Source organism: Catenovulum sp. 2E275 (assembly GCF_025515275.1).
Classification (GTDB): Bacteria; Pseudomonadota; Gammaproteobacteria; order Enterobacterales; family Alteromonadaceae; genus Catenovulum.
This window is the reverse complement of record NZ_JAOPFU010000006.1, coordinates 14,715-32,626: the sequence shown is the minus strand read 5'-3', so window position 1 is coordinate 32,626 and position 17,912 is coordinate 14,715. Positions and strand designations below refer to the sequence as shown.

Here is a 17,912-nt window from a genome sequence, read left to right as displayed (position 1 = left end):
ATTGGAGTTTATAGCTGATTAATCTTCTAACTTGCTGCGATCGCGTACCGCGCCTTTATCCGCGCTGGTTGCAAACATAGCAAAAGTTTTTAATGCAAAAGATACTTCACGCTCACGGTTTTGTGGCTTCCAACCTTTGGCATCACGTACTAATCTGCGTTCAGTTAATACTTCCTCCGCTACGTCTAGTTCAATCGTACGGTTTGGAATATCAATTGCGATCATATCGCCATTTTCTACTAAACCAATTGTACCGCCACTGGCCGCTTCTGGAGAAACGTGACCAATAGATAAACCAGATGTGCCGCCAGAGAAGCGGCCATCGGTAATTAACGCACAAGCTTTACCTAAGCCTTTTGATTTTAAGAAAGTGGTTGGATAAAGCATTTCTTGCATGCCCGGACCACCTTTAGGACCTTCGTAGCGAATAACCACTACATCACCCGCTTTTACTTTGTCACCTAAAATGCCGTCTACAGCATCTTCTTGGCTTTCAAATACAACAGCTGGACCTTTAAATTTTAAAATGCTTTCGTCTACACCTGCGGTTTTAACAATACAGCCATCTAGCGCGATATTACCTTCAAGTACAGCTAAGCCGCCATCTTGGCTATAGGCATGTTCTTTACTGCGGATACAACCATTTTGGCGGTCATCATCCAAGGTTGGCCAGCGGCAGTCTTGCGAAAATGCTTTAGTTGTACGAATACCGGCAGGACCTGCTGAATAAAATGTTTTAACCGCTTCATCTTCGGTTACCATAATGTCCCATTTAGCCAGTACGTCAGTTAATTTACCGCCTAAAACATGGTTTACATTTTGGTTAAGTAATCCGGCGCGGTTTAGCTCGCCTAATAAGCCCATTACACCACCAGCGCGGTGAACATCTTCCATGTGGTATTTTTGAGTTGCCGGTGCCACTTTACTTAAGTTAGGGACTTTACGAGACATTTGGTCAATCGCGGCCATGTCAAAATCCACATTACCTTCTTGAGCCGCTGCTAATAAGTGTAAAACGGTATTGGTTGAACCACCCATAGCAATATCCAGCGCCATTGCATTTTCAAACGCTTCGCGGGTAGCAATGTTGCGCGGTAATACCGAATCATCGTCATTGGTATAATATTGAGTACATAACTCAACAATACGTTGACCAGCTTGTTTAAATAAACCTTCACGATCAGCGTGAGTTGCTAATAATGAACCGTTACCCGGTAATGATAAACCTAATGCTTCGGTTAAACAGTTCATTGAGTTAGCCGTAAACATACCAGAACACGAACCACAAGTAGGGCAGGCTGAGCGTTCTACTTCGTTGCTTTGCTCGTCAGACACGGTTGGATCAGCACCTTGAATCATCGCGTCGACTAAGTCTAATTTAATGATTTGGTCTGATAATTTAGTTTTACCAGCTTCCATTGGGCCGCCAGAAACAAATACGACTGGAATGTTTAAGCGCATCGCAGCCATTAACATGCCTGGAGTGATTTTGTCACAGTTTGAGATACATACAATGGCGTCAGCACAGTGTGCATTAACCATATATTCAACAGAATCAGCAATTAAATCACGAGATGGTAAGCTGTATAACATACCGCCATGACCCATAGCGATACCGTCATCTACGGCGATTGTATTAAATTCTTTTGCTACGCCGCCTGCTGCTTCAATTGAGCGGGCAACTAATTGACCCATATCTTTTAAATGCACATGACCTGGTACAAACTGAGTGAATGAGTTGGCAACTGCAATAATTGGTTTTGTAAAATCTTCATCTTTCATACCCGTTGCGCGCCATAATGCTCGGGCACCAGCCATATTACGGCCTTGTGTTGTTGTTGCGGATCTAAGTTTTGGCATAATAATCTCCAATTCGTTTTTTGCATTTATTTTTAAATGCAAAAGCAGGCGAGAGCCTGCTTATTAACATCTGGTTGAGGTTGTGAGATTGAGTGGATAATGTAATTGCCACATCAAAAATTTATCGCCATAGTTAGCAGCTATACTCACAACTTCATACAAAAGAATAATGGTTTTTAAACGATTATTCGTTGATATAACTTAACCAGCCCCACTTATCTTCAGTAGTGCCGTTAAATAAACCAAAATAAGCTTTTTGGATCATCTCAGTGATAGGGCCACGTTTACCGTTACCTACCTTAATTTGATCTACGCTGCGTACCGGTACAACTTCTGCCGCAGTACCACACATAAATACTTCATCTGCTAAGTATAGTGCTTCACGCGGAATCGCTTGTTCGCGCACTGTGTAGCCCATTTCTTCAAATAAAGTAATTAAAGTGCTACGGGTAATACCCGGTAAAATACCACTGGTTGTTGGTGGTGTGCTAATTACACCATCGCGTACGACAAAGATGTTTTCGCCTGCACCTTCAGAAATACAACCATTTTGGTCTAAACCAATACCCTCAACATAACCATGACGTTTAGCTTCGGTGGTAATTAAAATCGATGATAAATAGTTACCGCCAGCTTTTGCGCCTGTTGGCATTGTATTTGGTGCTAAACGATTCCAAGAAGTAATAGCTGCATCAACCCCTTGTTCTAAACTTTCTTCACCTAAATATGAACCCCAGTCTAATGCAATAATTGAGGTTTCAAGTGGCATTTTTGGTGGGTTTAAACCTAAGTTGTGTGCACCCATAAATGCGAAAGGTCGTAAATAAGCGCTTTTTAAACCATTTTCACGAACAATATCTTTACAGCCTTGGTTAATCTCGTCTGCACTATAAGGAATGTCAAAACGGTAAATTTTAGCTGAATCAAATAAACGACGAGTATGCTCAGCTAAACGAAAAATAGCTGGGCCTTTTGGTGTATTGTAACAACGCACACCTTCAAACACTGATGAACCGTAATGGATTGCATGGCAGACAATATGCACTGTTGCTTCTTGCCAAGGGATGATTTTGCCGTTAAACCAAATTAGTTCTGGGAAGTTTGTCTTGCTCATTATTTGCTTATCCTGTTTACGCATTCATAGCAACGGCAGAGTCTGCGGTTGCGGTGGACTGATGCAACTCAAGCTGAGATACATCGTATAATTTATTTAATTGAGTTTCTAAGTTGCTAATTGGACGATCGCCAGATACTTTCAGCGTGATTTTTGTGCTGTTTGTGGTTTGGCATTGTTTCATTAACACTTCTTCAAGGTTAAAACCACGGTGACGGACGACTCGTAAAATTCGCTCCATAACTTCTGGTCTTGAGTTCGCCTTTAGTTTAATGGTATGCGTCATACTTTTTCACCCTCCAACATATCGTGGTTTGCTTTACCTGGTGGCACTAATGGCCATACGTTTTCTTTATCATCTATTTGTACATGCAATAAAAACGGCCCGTCAGTATTAATTAATTGATTTATGCCGTCTTCAATTTGATCGTCCTGACTGATTGTTAAAGCCGGAATATCAAATGCTTTTGCAAGTGTAACAAAATCTGGATTATCGCTTAAATTTGTTTCAGAGTAACGCTCTTCAAAAAATAATTCCTGCCATTGTTTAACCATACCTAAGCGCTGATTGTCTAATAATACAATTTTAACTGGCAGTTTAAAGCGGCGAATGGTACCTAATTCCTGAACGTTCATCATAAATGAACCGTCACCGGAAACCACAACCGACATACAATCTGGGCGAGCAACCTGAACACCAATTGCCGCAGGCAAACCAAAGCCCATAGTACCAGCACCACCGCTCGATAAATGATTGCGTGGCGAGCTAAATAGCATGTGTTGGGCAACCCACATTTGGTGCTGGCCAACATCGCAGCTTACTGCATGATCAAACGGTAACTTCTGACTTAATAAATTTAATAGTTTAGGGGCATAAATGCTATCGCCCGGATAATCATAACGCCATGCATACTGCGTTTTTAACTCTGCAACCTGTTGTTGCCAAGGGCTAATTTCTGTTGTGACAGCCAGCTCAGGTAACAGCTTTTTAAAGTCGGCTAAAATTGAAATATCCGCCTGACGCAATTTGCTTATTTCGGCTGGATCTATATCTAAATGGATAACTTTTGCATTTGGCGCAAAGGTATCTAATTTACCTGTTACCCTGTCATCAAATCGCGCACCGGTACAAATTAATAAATCGCAATCTTGCACCGCATGGTTAGCTGCCTGATTACCATGCATACCAACTAAGCCTAAATTATACGGATAATCAGCCGGTACAGTGCCTAAAGCTTTTAAGGTAGAAATAGCCGGAATTTTTGTTTTTGCTAACAAATCCTGCATCTCGTCAATAGCATCAGCCATACCCACACCACCGCCAATATAAAATAAAGGCTTATTGGCTGCTTTAATTAATGCTTGTGCATCGGCTAATACTTGTGCATCAAAATCAGGCACTTGTTTTTGTGCTATTGGGTAAGGTTCAAAATCAACTGAACCCACTTGAATATCTTTAGGAATATCAACCAAAACCGGACCTGGACGACCAGACTGTGCAACCTCAAATGCTTGATGCAAAATATCTGCAAGTTCATCTAAGCTTTGAACCAAAAAGCTTTGTTTTGTGATAGATAATGACATGCCTAATACGTCCATTTCCTGAAACGCATCAGTACCAATTAAACTGCTGAATACCTGACCGGTAATCGCAACGACAGGAACTGAATCCATCATGGCATCGGCTAAACCTGTTACCAAATTGGTTGCTCCCGGACCAGAAGTTGCCATACAGACACCTACTTTACCGGTTGAGCGCGCGTAACCGATAGCAGAAAATGCTGCACCTTGCTCATGACGACACAAAAAGTGTTCTACGTCAGAGTCATAAAGTGCATCGTAAATTGGCATGATGGCACCGCCTGGGTAACCAAAAATGTGTTTTATGCCGTGTTGTTGTAAAACTTTTAAAACCAGTTCCGCGCCGGTCATAATCTACCCTTTATCTATCTTATATAACAAAAAACCCCCGAGCCTTGCGACGCGGGGGTTTGTTAAGTCAGCTTTATTATGATTAAACCAAATAATCCCCCCGCAGTGAAGTGAGTTGCACCACCACGCTGACGACGACTAATTCAATCATAATACGAAAATTCATCTTAAATTCTAACCTTGCAAAAAGAGGTTTGCTTTAGAGGACGTATAAATAGCATACAATTGAAGCAGAGACAAGAAAATACTTGGGTTTAGTCTAAAAAACAGGAATATTAAGGCTTGGCCTAGGCTTGATAAAAGGTGAGATAATATAAGTTGATATTAGCTCACCTGAAATGAAAATTTAATTGGTAAATAAGTTACCAATTTTCCAAAAGCGGCCAGAGGATTTTGAATCTTTTTGACCGACATAACCTTGCCATAATTGAGCGAGTGCATCTCGAGCTTCTAGGCCAAACTCAGGCTGAATGACTGATAAGCTTGGCTGGTCGAATAAATCTGAGAGGTTTTCTGGGTTGTGGCTGATTTGCCATAAACCCAAGAGCATAGCATAGCTACGCATTAAAAGTTGAGCACAGGTATCATGCTCTTCTAAATTTAGTTTTTCAGCTAAATCATGTGAAGTAGAGTTAACCATGTTGACCAAGCGCTCTTTAAATGCAAGCAATACACCACTATTCACATTTTGCTCAATAATTGAGCTGCTCAAACTGGCTAGTTGGAAAAATTGTGGCTGGCTTTCAATATAATGGCAAATGGCATTAATAATATCGTCGGCATTAGGTTTATCTGCGGTAATCGCTGAGCGAATATCACGAAACCAGTTTTGGTAGTGTTGCTCAAGTAGGGCAAGAAAAATTTCTTCTTTACTTTTAAAGTATAGATAGACTGTTCCTTTTGCGATGCCAGACTGTTTTGCAATTTCAGCTGCTGTTGGTAATGAATCTGGTTTAGAGTCAAACAGTTGAGCAGCGGTTTCAAGTATAAGCTCCCGCTTGAGTGATTTATCCGCTGCCGAGCGGGCTCGCTTTTGCTTTTTTAGTGGCATAACAAACTCCTTTCCATGGTGAGTTAATAAAATTTATTAACTTGATTTTATAAAAATCCTAAAATTAGACTATAAAAAAACTGCTAAAAATCTAAAATTATTCAGCTAACCCTGTGATTTTTATAAAATAGCCTAATATGAATAATATTCAATTAAATTGATTCTAGTGGTTTACTTTTGGTTAGGTCAATGAAGCCAATAAAATAAAATGTTATATCCATCACATTTTTGGTTATTTATGAGCGATTATAGTTTATTTAGGCTTGAGTATAAATTTCTTTGCTTCCAACCCAACGTTTGATTAATTTAGCGGTTAATTCTGGCTGTTGGTTAATGATTTGGCGAGCTAAGTTTCTGGCTTGAGGAATTAACTCGCTGTCGCGTAATAAATCAGCTATTTTAAAGTTCATATCACCGGTTTGTTTTGTACCTAATAATTCTCCCGGCCCTCTGATTTCTAAATCTTTTTGTGCGATATAAAAACCATCTGTGCTTTCGCGCATAACGGCCAAACGTTTACTGCCGGTATCAGACAGTGGTGCTTTATACATTAATACACAATGGCTGGCGGTTGAGCCTCGTCCAACCCGACCGCGTAATTGATGCAGTTGAGCCAAACCGAGTCGTTCAGGATTTTCTATTATCATTAGACTTGCATTGGGTACATCGACCCCAACTTCAATCACGGTTGTGGCAACAAGCAAGTCCATTTTACCTTGTTTAAATTGATCCATGACTTGTTGCTTTTCACCGGCTTTCATTCTGCCATGTACTAAACCTATGCTTAGCTCCGGTAATTGGGCTTGCAGTTGAAAAGCTGTGTCTTCTGCGGCTTGGCATTGTAAAGCTTCTGACTCTTCAATTAATGTGCATACCCAATAAGCTTGTCGGTTTTCGTTTTTGCAAGCTTGGTAAACGCGTTGGATTACTTCGTCTCTGCGGGTATCAGGTAATACAACTGTGCTAACCGGTGTTCTGCCGGGCGGTAATTCATCTATGACTGATGTGGTTAAATCGGCATAGGCTGTCATGGCTAAGGTTCGGGGAATTGGGGTGGCGGTCATAATTAATTGGTGCGGTGCTAAGCCTGATTGAGTGCCTTTTTCTCGTAGGCTTAATCTTTGATGAACGCCAAATCTGTGTTGTTCATCAACAATGACTAAGGTCAGGTTGTTAAACTCAACGTCTTGCTGAAATAAAGCGTGCGTACCAACTATCATTTTGCTTTCACCGCTGGCGATTCGCTGTTGTGCCTCGCGCTTTAATTTGGCTGATAATTTGCCAGCCAGCCAATCGGTTTTATACCCTAAAGGCTCAAACCAGCGGCTAAAATTAACGGCGTGTTGCTCTGCTAAAATTTCAGTTGGTGCCATTAACGCAACCTGAAAACCTTGTTGTAAAGCCGAAAGCGCAGCTAAAGCGGCGACCAGAGTTTTACCTGAACCCACATCACCCTGAACTAAACGCATCATCGGATAAGGGTTTTGCATATCTTGCTGGATCTTGTTTACAACTCTTTGTTGAGCTTGAGTTGGCTTAAATGGCAAGCTGGCAATAAATGTATCAATTAATTTTGTTGCAACCGGAATGCTTGCCGCTGGCACTTGCTGAGCCGTTTCCCGTATTTTAAGCATGCTGAGGTTATGAGCGATTAACTCTTCAAGCGCTAACCTTTGCTGTGCAGGGTGCTGACCCGATTCCAGTAGCTCTAAAGAGACATCCGGCGGTGGCCGATGAATCAGTTCTAAAGCTGCCTGTAAACTATATTGTTGGTTTTCAGTCACCAAAGGTAATAATTCTTCAACACCGCTTGTTTTTAATTGGCTGAGTGCTTGTTCAGTTAAGCTTCGTAATGTGTTTTGTTTTAGCCCCTCTGTGGTTGAATAAACAGGGGTAAAAGCTTCTTCTAACTCTATGATTTGATTATTGCTAAGTTTGTATTCGGGATGGATAATTTCCCAACCTGTTCGGCCTCGTTTTATATCCCCAAATGCACGGATGATTTTACCTTTGGCTAATTGATTTTTTTGTCCGGCATTAAAATTAAAAAACCTGAGCGTAATTAAACCCGTGCCATCATCGACAACACAATTGAGCATTCGTTTTTTACCAAACGTAATCTGGCTGCTGATAATTTCGCCCTGAATGCTGGTTTGAAGCTCCGGTAATAAATCACAAACCGGATAAATATGAGTTTTATCCTGATACCTAAAAGGCAAATGAAATAATAAATCTTCGACTGAGTGAATATGCAAATGAGCCAACCTGTCAGCCAATTTGGGGCCAACACCAGATAAGCTAGTAACAGGTTGTTTTGCTAAGCGGCTGATTTGCATAATATTAATTAACTGTTTAAATTAACAGTATCTTAGCTTGGCTTTTTGCAAAAGTACAAGCTTTAGTTTTATTTTTTAGCCGCTGTATTTAACCAGTTAACAATTTGCTGTTGGGTGCGTTTATCTACTATTTTTGCGCGCTTAGCCATTTGTGCATGCCAATTTTTATCTGTTAATGCGGTATGCGAGATGTTTGCGTTTCTTTTATCATCGCCTAAATAAATATAAAAATCAGCCAATTGATTAAATAAATTAGTGTTGCTGGCACAAAATCTAGGTGAAAGTTTAGCAATTGGCAAAGCGCCAAATTGGGCGTGTTTTAAGTCGAATAATTTTGGTTGCACCGGCTGCGGTTGCAATAACTGGTCGGCTTTTAAATAAGGCCACCAAACTTGGGTTTTATTTGGATATTTTTGCTCAAGACGAGATACTACAGAATCGAACATATCGGCTTTATTGCTGATGCAAACCGGCTTTTTTATTAAATGAAAAGTGCCGAATAATAAGATGGCAGTTTGGTTTTTGTGAATAACCTCAGCTTCTATTATATCGGTATAAGTTTGCTCGCGGCTTTTGGTGAGTGCTTGCCATTGCTCTGGGCTGATGGTTTGCCAGTTAAATGCCGGTTCGGCTAATACCAAGCGGACTTTATGTGTTCTTTTTTGGTTTAGTTCATGGAGCTTATCAAATAAATCTTCATACACCTGATATTGCCATGCCATAAAATATAAGGTGTTGCGCCATATTTGTCTGATTTGAGCTTTTGGGTGAGCTATGCCTTTAACAAAATAATCATCAGCCAGTTGTTGATATTGTGAGTTGCCTGCCTCGACAACTAGGTTATCCAGTTGATTCCAAACCTGAGGGTTTTCAAGTAATTGGATTAAGTGATTTACAATAAATTCAGAGCCATGCACATCACCCAGCGCGAGTATTTTTCCTGTCGACAGCGTTTCAGCGGCTTGTTGCTGCAACGCTAACGTATTATTTTGTGCAAAGCTTATTTGGCTGATTAAGATAAAAATACCAGCGATGATAAACTGTAAAAAAGAGTAGCTGGTAAACCATTTAGGGCAATTTAATTTAATCATAACTTGTTTGTTTTTTAATCTTTAGTTGCAGTCTGTTTAGTTAAGGTGATCGTTATTTTAACTAACTGTTATCAGCTCAAAATAATTGAAATTATTGCACATTTTTAGATTGATTTGCTAGCGTGTCGCTTGTTTGCTGCTTTATAATAATGGTCAGATTTACTGTAATAAATCTTCAATCTCAACTTATTTACCGCGAGTTCTTCGCACACTTCAAACAATTTAGGGCGTCTTATGTCATACAATGCTGTACCGGCGAAAGCTGAGGTAAGTGTATTTCCTATTTTACTCATTTTGGCAATGGGTGGCTTTATTCTTGGGTTAACCGAGTTTTCTATGATGCCTATGTTGCCTTTGATTAGTGAAACATTTGCAACCACACCATCGCAAAGTGGTTATGCAATTAGTGCTTATGCAATTGGTGTAGTCGTAGGTGCGCCAATTTTAATGCTGTTAACCGCAAATATGAAAAAGCGTAATGCGTTGGCTATTTTTGTCGGCATGATGTGTGTGTTTAACGGGTTAAGTGCATTTTCGGAATCATTAAATCAACTTATTTTTTGTCGTTTTTTAAGTGGTTTACCACACGGTGCTTATTTTGGTACGGCCGTTTTATTAGCGTCAGATATTGCGCCGCAAGGCAAGCGCTCTACTTTTATTTCTAAAGTATTTTTGGGCTTAACGATTGCGACTATTATTGGTGTGCCTTTAGTCACTTTGATTGGCCAAAACTTTAGCTGGCGCTATTGTTTAATGGGCGCTTCAGCGATTGCTTTTGTTGTATTTTTGCTGGTTTTTAAAGTGATTCCTAACCAAAAAAATAAAACGCCTTCTAACTTAATGAATGAGTTTGGGGTACTTAAAAATAAACTGGTTTGGTCTATTTTAGGCATAGTATTAATTGGTTTTGGTGGGGTATTTTGTGTATACACTTATGTTGCCGATACCATTTTAGCGGTTACTGGTACACCGGCTTATACCATTTCTATTGCTATGGTTATGTTTGGTATTGGCTGTACTGTCGGCAATTTAATTTTAGGTAAACTGGGTGATAAATCCCCGATGCCAACAACCGGAATAGCTTTGGTCGCCTGTATTGTTTTTTCGTTTGCGTATGTTTATGCCAGCTATAATATTTGGCTCTTATATGCGGTGATTTTTTGTATTGGATTTAGTGTTGGTTTAGGAGCTGTGATCCAGTCATTGTTAATGGATGTATCGCCTGAAGGTCATGCGATGATCGGCGCTTTGGTACAATGTGCGTTTAATACCGCTAATGCAATTGGCCCTTGGGTTGGAGGCATTGTAATTGCGCAAGGTGCATTGCCAAATCAAACCGGTACTTCGGCCGCTATTTTATTTGCCGGTGGTTTATTAATGTGGTGGTTAAGCCATCTTCAATTAAAAGCTAAATCAAAACAAGCTGAGTGTAACGCTTTGCCAGATGCTTGTTAAAGTGAGTTAACCTAAATTCTGGATAACGTAAGAGCATGTTTATTCATGCTCTTATTTTTCACCATCAATAAAATCATCTTTTCTACACGCTGCACTTTTTACAATTCCCGAAAATTGAAAAATTAAAAATCCAATAACAGACAGTACAATAGCTATTTCGTAGCGGCTATAAGCGACTGAAACCCCAATTGCACCTGTATTCCAAATACCTGCCGCGGTTGCTGTACCACTGCCGCCATCATCCTTTTTAAAGATAGCGCCACCACCAATAAACCCCATGCCTGTGATTATGGCATACATGACTCTGGCCTCGGCATCCGACCCCTGATAAACACTCATTCCAACCAACATAAAAGCACATGAGGCAATGGTAACCAGTGGGAATGTTCTAAGCCCTGCACCTTTGTCATGAGTTTCACGGTTAAGCGCGATGGGTAGTGATAATACTAAAGCGATGCCTAATTGGCAGAAATGAAAAAAAATCAGATTAAAATCAATATTAAGTTCCGGCATTTTTATCTTTTATATTTTTAATTTTTTAGGTTATAACAGTATGGCTTAGAACACTGGCTTTGGTAAAGTTGTTGTGAAATGATTTAGTGCGTTAGCGGTAAGGATATAAATTATGAGCTGCTTCATCCGAAAAGCAGAAAAACAGGATATTGAGCCAATATCACAGATCCACCTAAGCTCGTGGCAATCAGCCTATAAAGGGCTCATGCCTAATGAATATATCGCCAGCTATACTGCCGAAAGGCGGATAAAACTTTGGTCTAATATTATTGAGCGTAATTTAGCTCAAGTGTTTATTGCCGAAAATAAAACTGAGGTGCTTGGTTTTATTTGTTTTGGTCAGCCTAAACATTATCAAAATACCTCTGATTATGAACTGAGCTCATTATATATTTCACCCAACTGGTACAACGCGGGTATTGGCAGTGAGTTATACAAAACTTGCGAAAAAACTCTGCGTGCACACAAAGCCAAGCGCATTAAGTTATGGGTATTAGATACCAACCAAAAAGCGATCAATTTTTATCAAAAACATGGGTTTAGTGTAACTGGAAAAACTAATAAAGAAGCTGCGGGTGAAATGGTACTAACGGATTTAGAGCTTGAGAAAAATATTAAACCGGATTTTTATAATTAAAAATCCGGCTTGTTTATTTTACCTGTCTGTTTATCGACTTATAGTGATATGGGTCTATAAAACAGGTTGAAATTATTTAGGCAGTAAGGCTTCGCCTTTCCATAAATCAACTAGCTCTTCACGGGCTCTGACTAAATGGATGTCTGCGCCATCTACCATAATCTCAGCCGCACGAACACGTGAGTTATAGTTTGAGGCCATTGTAAAACCATAAGCGCCAGATGATTTAACGGCTAATAAATCGCCTGATTCAATTGCTAATTCCCTGTCTTTACCTAAAAAGTCGCCAGTTTCACAAATAGGGCCGACCACATCGTAAACTGCTGCATTGCGTTCAAGCGAGGTATTTACACTCACAATGTTTTGCCACGCTGAGTATAAAGATGGACGAATTAAATCATTCATTGCGGCATCAACAATCGCGAAGTTTTTCTCTTCGCCTTGTTTTAAAAATTCAACTTTGGTTACCAAAATGCCTGCGTTAGCCATAATTGAACGGCCTGGCTCAAAAATGACTTTAAGCTCAGGTCTGTCTGTTAATTTAGCTAATAAAGCCGATACATACTCTTCAACGGCTGGTGGGGTTTCATCGTTATAAGTTACGCCTAAACCACCGCCTACATCTAAATGCGATAATATAATACCGTTGTCGGCTAACTCATCAATTAGCGCTAATACTTTATCTAATGCATCAATAAATGGCTGTACTTCGGTAAGCTGTGAGCCAATATGGCAATCTATGCCTTTGACCGCTAAATTGCTTAACGATGCCGCGTGTTTATACACTTCAATGGCACGCTCGCGCTCAATCCCAAATTTATTTGCTTTCAAACCAGTTGAGATATAAGGATGTGTTTTAGCGTCAACATCTGGATTAACCCGAATTGAAATCGGTGCTTTTTTATCAAGCTCTGCCGCTACTTTGTTGATTCGATCAAGCTCAGCTTCAGATTCGACATTAAAACAATAAATGCCTGCTTCTAGCGCATATTCAATTTCAGCTTCAGTTTTACCAACCCCTGAAAAAACGACTTTAGCCGGATCACCGCCAGCTTCAATGACTCGTGCTAATTCGCCGCCAGATACAATATCAAAGCCTGAGCCTAAACGCGCCAATACGTTTAATACCCCTAAATTAGAGTTAGCTTTAACGGCGTAACAAACTAAATGAGGGTGTGACTGCGCTGCGTTGTCAAACTCTTGCCAATGCGTTTCAATGGCGTTTCTTGAATAAATATAGCAAGGGGTGTTAAATTGCTCTGCAATATCAGCAACCGAAACGTTTTCAGCAAATAACTGCTGGTTATTATAAGTAAAAAAGTCCAAACTAAACTCCACTTATTGATTGTTATCAGAAGGTTGTTTTGGGCTTGTTTGTGGTTTTTCGGGCAAATATAATGGCCCTTTTTGACCACAGCCATTCAGGCAAAAAATGGTCAATAACATAAAACAAACTAAACGAATTCTCATAACACTACTTATATTGTTGAATAATGCGCACTATAATCGCATTCATCATAGGAAAATCAAGCGAAACTCATGAGCCAATTAACAGAAACTCAGTATCACCAACTTGTAGACGACATTTTACTCGAAATTGAACAAACTTTAGAGCAACTTGAAGACGAAATTGATATAGATTATGAAAATTTTGGCGGAAAGTTAGATATTGAATTTGCCGACGGCAGTAAAATCATCATCAACAAACAAGAGCCTTTATTACAACTTTGGGTTGCGACCAAGTTTAATGGTTATCATTTTAACTATCAAAACGGGGTGTGGATTGATGAACGATTTGGCGACGAATTCTGGCATTTTATGAATCAGGCCGCGAGCAAACAAGCCGGAAGCGATATTAAATTTAAATAAAAAACGGAGATACAATGGCTGATTTAATCCCTTATATTGATGTAAATCCAAAAGGCGAAGTAAAAGCTTTAGTGGTTTGGATGCATGGTTTAGGCGACTCTGGGCATGGTTTTGCGCCACTTGTGCCGGAGTTTAAACTGGGTGATGATTTAGGGATCCGCTTTGTATTTCCACATGCGCCGGTGCAACCTATTACCATTAATAATGGGTTGCCTATGCGAGCATGGTACGACATCGCCTCTTTTGATTTTAATCAAAGAGCTGATGAAAAAGGGGTTAGAGCTTCAGCTCAGGCTTTGCAGGCGTTAATTGACAGTCAGCTTAAAGCAGATAACTTAACCTCAGATAAACTTATTATTGCCGGGTTTTCTCAAGGTGCTGTTATGGCCTATCATTTAGGTTGTCGTCAGCTTAATCCTGCGGCGGGTATTTTGGCTTTATCCGGTTATTTATCGATTCAAAATAAATTAACGGACGAAGTGAGCGAAGCCGCCAAACAAACTCCGGTTTTAGCTATGCACGGCACGCAAGATGAAATTGTGCCTTGCCAGTTAGGAAAACAATCAGCCGAGCTGGTTAAACAAGCGGGTTTTGATGTGACTTGGCATGATTACCCGATGCAGCATAATGTATGTGCGGCACAAATCGCAGAAATTTCAAAATGGATTCAACAGCGTTTAGCTGATTAAAATTCTGATTTTTGCTTATTCAAGGCTGTGAGTTGAGTAAGGGAATATCTGTTAAATTATATAAGTCACTACTTTACGAATTAAGCAATGAATAATACCAAGTTAATAAACCGTGTTTGCAGTAACCAAAAACTGCGTTTTGTTATATCGATTACTTTATTAACTTTGGTCGGATTTATTAGCACAAGTTTGGTGAGCTATTTAGTGGCTCATCAAACCGTATCTAAACAAATAACTCATTCAGCATTACCGTTAACCAGCGATAATATTTACTCAGAAATTCAGCGCGATTTAATGCGGCCTATCTTTATATCTTCGTTAATGGCGCACGATACTTTTGTCCGTGACTGGACTATTTCCGGTGAGCAAGATCAAAGCTCGCTGGTACGTTACCTTGCTGAGATTCAACAAAAATATCAAACGGTCACTGCTTTTTATGTGTCTGATAATACTCTTAACTATTACCATTCGAGCGGTGTATTAAGAACCGTAGAGAAAGGACCTGCGATTAACGAATGGTATTATCGGGTTAAAGCTATGCCTGATGAATATGAAATAAATATTGATCACGATACAGCTAACCCTACAAGACTTTCTGTGTTTGTAAATTATAAAACGTTTGATTATGAAGGTAATTTTATTGGTGCAACCGGAGTTGGATTAGCGCTCGACAAAGTTCAAAGGTTGATTGAAACATACCAACAAAAATTTAATCGAGTTGTGTATTTTGTCAATAACGAAGGGGAAACAACATTACGCACTAGTGATTTTTCTGGCAACCCTCAAACTCTTTTACAACAAGATTTTAAAGACTTAATTCACCAATATGCCCAGGTTAAGCATAAATCTTTTCAATACCAGTCTGGTCCTCATACTGTGTATGTTAATGCCAGATATATCCCAGAATTTAACTGGTACGTTGTAATTGAACAAACTGACGATGAACAAACTCAAAAATTGTTTAATTCGCTTATTTTAAATGTAGTTGTGAGTATTATTATTAGTATTTTGGTATTAACCGCGAGCTATTTTACCATCGCAACTTACCAGAAGCGGCTTGAACACATGGCGACAACCGACAGATTATCTGGTGCTTTAAACCGTCATAGCTTTGATATTTTATTAGCTCAAAATATTCGTTTGGCCGAGCGGAAAAGCTATACTTTTTCCGGAATTTTATTAGATCTCGACTTTTTTAAAAACGTCAACGACAAACATGGCCACTTAATTGGCGATCAGGTGATTAAACAGGCGGTAGATCTAATTAAAACCCAGCTTAGAGAATCGGATGTATTATGCCGGTGGGGTGGTGAAGAATTTTTGATTTTATTACCGGAATGCAATTTAGCCGCCGCAGCTAAAATTGCTGAGCAAATTCGCCTGAATATAGGTAGCTACGAATTTAGCCACCATGAAACCTTAACTGCCAGTTTTGGGGTGGCGGAATTTAAATTGTCGCAGCACAATGAAAAACCGGATACGCCAGAGTCATGGATTCATCGAGTCGATTTAGCTTTGTACGAAGCAAAAGGCTCAGGTCGTAATAAAGTGGTTTGCCAGTCTTAGTACATTTCAAAAAAGAGATGAATGGTTAACGCGCTATTATTTTTTATTAATAGCGCTTTTTATTAATAGCGCTTTGCTTGCATGGGCGCAGGTGTCAGAGCAATGCAGGAACACCTATTTTAAGTAGTCGCTTTGCACGCTATTAATGCCGATCTCAATGGTGATATAGAACAAGCAAACACACTTAACTTTATAGAAAGCATTTGCTGATATTTGTCATAAAGTCGCCATGAAGTCGTCATACACTAATGTTTAATGTTTTATAAAGTTATGTTGGCCTATGTCCGCTTCCCGTTTATTTTCGACTATTTACGCTAAAACTTTCAGAGCATTACATTTACGTTTTAGGGCAATTAAACCTAAACAAGTTGACGTTGCTTTAATATCTGCCGAGCCGGTTTGTCAGCTTCCTGCTGAGTATTTATCTTTTTCTATCGATATCTCTGTATTAGTTGGCGGCTATTGGTGGGAAGGCAGCATGGGCGTTAAACGTGGCTTAGGTACTTTGCGTGTTCCCCCAATTGATTTACAAACCAAAAAGCTAGACCGGCTAGTCAAAGCACTTGGCCCCTCTTATTTACGCATCGGCGGCTCTGAAGCGGATAAAATTCATTATTTTCAAGCACCCAGCGATGAACCGGATTCTATTGTTTTAACTCAGGCAATTTGGGATAAATTACACGCTTTTCTGCAACGCAATCAATTAAAGCTGGTATTTACCTTTAAATACGGATTATTTGAGCGCAGTCAGCACGGTAGCTGGCAAGGTTCTGAAATTCAAAAATTGCTGGATTATTCAAAGCAGCAAAATTATCAAATAGACGTGTGCGAACTGGGCAACGAGTTAAATGCTTATTGGGCATTTCATGGCATTCGCTCCCAACCGGGTGGAAAAAACTTAGCGCAGGATTACGCCACTTTTGCGCATTTATTAAAGCGATATTATCCCAATACCAAAATTATGGGGCCGGGCAGTGCTTATTGGCCAAAGCTGGGTGAATCTTTAACCCCATTATCTAACCTAACGAAAACATTTTTAGCTTACCTGCCGTTTGAGCTGGATATTGTAAGCTGGCACTATTATCCGTTTCAAAGTAAACGCTCACCGGTGCGTACCCGAACCGCAACGCTCAGAGCTATGTTGTCACCCAAGTCATATCAGGACTTTACTAAATACACAGATAAATTAAATTTTTGGCGACATTTACATCAGCCTCAGGCTGAATTTTGGACAGGCGAAACTGGCTCTGCACAATGCGGTGGTCAGCCAGAATTATCTGATCGTTTTGTCTCTTGTTTTTGGTGGGCAGAACAATTAGGCAACGGTGCAGTATCCGGCCATAAAGTAATGATCCGTCAAAGCCTAATTGGTGGAGACTATGGCTTAATTAACCGTTTAACATTAAAACCCCGACCCGATTATTGGTTAAGTTGGTTATGGGTTAGGTTAATGGGACAGCAGGTTTATGCGGTGCAAAGCAGCCATAAAAGGGTGCGGGTTTATTGCCAGCAAAATCCGGATAATCAACATCAAAAAACTTTAATGTTGATTAATATGGGTAACTTTCCGGCAGATATTGAATTAAGCAGATTTGGCAAAATTAACCAACAATATAGTTTAAGCGCCAAAAGTGTTGATGCGAAAAAAGTGCTGATAAATGGCCAAAAAGCCAAATTTAATAAAGGTAAAGTGAGCTTGGACGATTTTCCTCAACTACCAATAGAAACTCGGTTAAAGCCTTTTACCATTAATTTTTGGTTGGTTGAAAGCTAACCTCCAGAGCTGTCATTTGTTTGTC

At 39.8% G+C, this 17,912-nt stretch carries 16 protein-coding genes; 6 read left to right on the top strand and 10 right to left on the bottom strand.

Annotation, left to right across the window (positions count from 1 at the left end; translation table 11 throughout):
• Positions 1-18: 18 nt before the first annotated feature.
• The 7 genes from ilvD to N7931_RS05275 all read right to left on the bottom strand — a co-directional run bounded on the left by ilvD (position 19) and on the right by N7931_RS05275 (position 9,384).
• A complete protein-coding gene (ilvD, locus tag N7931_RS05305; protein WP_262792467.1) occupies positions 19-1,860 on the bottom strand; it encodes a dihydroxy-acid dehydratase in 1,842 nt (613 codons plus the stop codon).
• Positions 1,861-2,044: 184 nt separating this feature from the next.
• Positions 2,045-2,974: a branched-chain amino acid transaminase gene (locus N7931_RS05300; protein WP_262792466.1), complete on the bottom strand. Its 930-nt coding sequence runs from the start codon at positions 2,972-2,974 to the stop codon at positions 2,045-2,047.
• Positions 2,975-2,990: 16 nt separating this feature from the next.
• Positions 2,991-3,260 carry an acetolactate synthase 2 small subunit gene (gene ilvM / locus N7931_RS05295; protein WP_262792465.1) on the bottom strand — a complete coding sequence of 90 codons (270 nt, stop codon included), beginning with the start codon at positions 3,258-3,260 and terminating at the stop codon, positions 2,991-2,993.
• Entirely contained in the window at positions 3,257-4,906 is a 1,650-nt protein-coding gene (ilvG, locus tag N7931_RS05290; RefSeq protein WP_262792463.1) for an acetolactate synthase 2 catalytic subunit, read from the bottom strand. The genes ilvM and ilvG overlap by 4 nt, the downstream gene beginning before the upstream one ends.
• A 346-nt stretch (positions 4,907-5,252) precedes the next feature.
• A complete protein-coding gene (locus N7931_RS05285) occupies positions 5,253-5,957 on the bottom strand; it encodes a TetR/AcrR family transcriptional regulator (protein WP_262792462.1) in 705 nt (234 codons plus the stop codon).
• A gap of 257 nt (positions 5,958-6,214) precedes the next feature.
• On the bottom strand, positions 6,215-8,293 hold the full coding sequence (gene recG, locus N7931_RS05280) for an ATP-dependent DNA helicase RecG (RefSeq protein WP_262792461.1): 2,079 nt from the start codon (positions 8,291-8,293) through the stop codon (positions 6,215-6,217).
• Positions 8,294-8,361: 68 nt separating this feature from the next.
• Positions 8,362-9,384, bottom strand: coding sequence for a hypothetical protein (locus N7931_RS05275; protein WP_262792460.1), 1,023 nt, complete (start codon positions 9,382-9,384; stop codon positions 8,362-8,364).
• Between the two features lie 234 nt (positions 9,385-9,618).
• On the opposite strand from N7931_RS05275, the gene N7931_RS05270 reads away from it, so the two are divergent.
• Positions 9,619-10,839, top strand: coding sequence for an MFS transporter (locus N7931_RS05270; RefSeq protein WP_262792458.1), 1,221 nt, complete (start codon positions 9,619-9,621; stop codon positions 10,837-10,839).
• Positions 10,840-10,890: 51 nt separating this feature from the next.
• Here the strand turns inward: N7931_RS05270 and N7931_RS05265 are convergent, their stop codons facing one another.
• Positions 10,891-11,352 (bottom strand): MgtC/SapB family protein, encoded by a 462-nt coding sequence (locus N7931_RS05265; protein WP_262792456.1) that lies wholly within the window; start codon positions 11,350-11,352, stop codon positions 10,891-10,893.
• 112 nt (positions 11,353-11,464) lie between these two features.
• On the opposite strand from N7931_RS05265, the gene N7931_RS05260 reads away from it, so the two are divergent.
• On the top strand, positions 11,465-11,989 hold the full coding sequence (locus tag N7931_RS05260) for a GNAT family N-acetyltransferase (RefSeq protein WP_262792454.1): 525 nt from the start codon (positions 11,465-11,467) through the stop codon (positions 11,987-11,989).
• A 72-nt stretch (positions 11,990-12,061) separates the two neighbouring features.
• Here the strand turns inward: N7931_RS05260 and lysA are convergent, their stop codons facing one another.
• Entirely contained in the window at positions 12,062-13,315 is a 1,254-nt protein-coding gene (lysA, locus tag N7931_RS05255) for a diaminopimelate decarboxylase (protein ID WP_262792452.1), read from the bottom strand.
• Positions 13,316-13,327: 12 nt separating this feature from the next.
• Complete coding sequence (lptM, locus tag N7931_RS05250; RefSeq protein ID WP_410369334.1) at positions 13,328-13,459, bottom strand: LPS translocon maturation chaperone LptM; 132 nt, start codon at positions 13,457-13,459, stop codon at positions 13,328-13,330.
• 69 nt (positions 13,460-13,528) lie between these two features.
• Here lptM and cyaY point away from each other — a divergent pair, with 69 nt between their 5' ends.
• The 4 genes from cyaY to N7931_RS05230 all read left to right on the top strand — a co-directional run bounded on the left by cyaY (position 13,529) and on the right by N7931_RS05230 (position 17,887).
• The gene (cyaY, locus tag N7931_RS05245; protein ID WP_262792451.1) at positions 13,529-13,858 is read left to right on the top strand and encodes an iron donor protein CyaY; all 330 of its coding nucleotides are present in this window, start codon (positions 13,529-13,531) and stop codon (positions 13,856-13,858) included.
• A 14-nt stretch (positions 13,859-13,872) separates the two neighbouring features.
• Positions 13,873-14,547 (top strand): alpha/beta hydrolase, encoded by a 675-nt coding sequence (locus N7931_RS05240; RefSeq protein ID WP_262792450.1) that lies wholly within the window; start codon positions 13,873-13,875, stop codon positions 14,545-14,547.
• 87 nt (positions 14,548-14,634) lie between these two features.
• Complete coding sequence (locus tag N7931_RS05235) at positions 14,635-16,113, top strand: sensor domain-containing diguanylate cyclase (protein ID WP_262792448.1); 1,479 nt, start codon at positions 14,635-14,637, stop codon at positions 16,111-16,113.
• 280 nt (positions 16,114-16,393) lie between these two features.
• Positions 16,394-17,887: a glycoside hydrolase gene (locus tag N7931_RS05230; RefSeq protein ID WP_262792447.1), complete on the top strand. Its 1,494-nt coding sequence runs from the start codon at positions 16,394-16,396 to the stop codon at positions 17,885-17,887.
• Positions 17,888-17,912: the final 25 nt, after the last annotated feature.

Coding starts and splice junctions, on each gene's coding strand:
- ilvD (WP_262792467.1), bottom strand. CDS start 1,860: ATGCCAAAACTTAGATCCGCAACAACAACACAAGGCCGTAATATGGCT.
- N7931_RS05300 (WP_262792466.1), bottom strand. CDS start 2,974: ATGAGCAAGACAAACTTCCCAGAACTAATTTGGTTTAACGGCAAAATC.
- ilvM (WP_262792465.1), bottom strand. CDS start 3,260: ATGACGCATACCATTAAACTAAAGGCGAACTCAAGACCAGAAGTTATG.
- ilvG (WP_262792463.1), bottom strand. CDS start 4,906: ATGACCGGCGCGGAACTGGTTTTAAAAGTTTTACAACAACACGGCATA.
- N7931_RS05285 (WP_262792462.1), bottom strand. CDS start 5,957: ATGCCACTAAAAAAGCAAAAGCGAGCCCGCTCGGCAGCGGATAAATCA.
- recG (WP_262792461.1), bottom strand. CDS start 8,293: ATGCAAATCAGCCGCTTAGCAAAACAACCTGTTACTAGCTTATCTGGT.
- N7931_RS05275 (WP_262792460.1), bottom strand. CDS start 9,384: ATGATTAAATTAAATTGCCCTAAATGGTTTACCAGCTACTCTTTTTTA.
- N7931_RS05270 (WP_262792458.1), top strand. CDS start 9,619: ATGTCATACAATGCTGTACCGGCGAAAGCTGAGGTAAGTGTATTTCCT.
- N7931_RS05265 (WP_262792456.1), bottom strand. CDS start 11,352: ATGCCGGAACTTAATATTGATTTTAATCTGATTTTTTTTCATTTCTGC.
- N7931_RS05260 (WP_262792454.1), top strand. CDS start 11,465: ATGAGCTGCTTCATCCGAAAAGCAGAAAAACAGGATATTGAGCCAATA.
- lptM (WP_410369334.1), bottom strand. CDS start 13,459: ATGAGAATTCGTTTAGTTTGTTTTATGTTATTGACCATTTTTTGCCTG.
- cyaY (WP_262792451.1), top strand. CDS start 13,529: ATGAGCCAATTAACAGAAACTCAGTATCACCAACTTGTAGACGACATT.
- N7931_RS05240 (WP_262792450.1), top strand. CDS start 13,873: ATGGCTGATTTAATCCCTTATATTGATGTAAATCCAAAAGGCGAAGTA.
- N7931_RS05235 (WP_262792448.1), top strand. CDS start 14,635: ATGAATAATACCAAGTTAATAAACCGTGTTTGCAGTAACCAAAAACTG.
- N7931_RS05230 (WP_262792447.1), top strand. CDS start 16,394: ATGTCCGCTTCCCGTTTATTTTCGACTATTTACGCTAAAACTTTCAGA.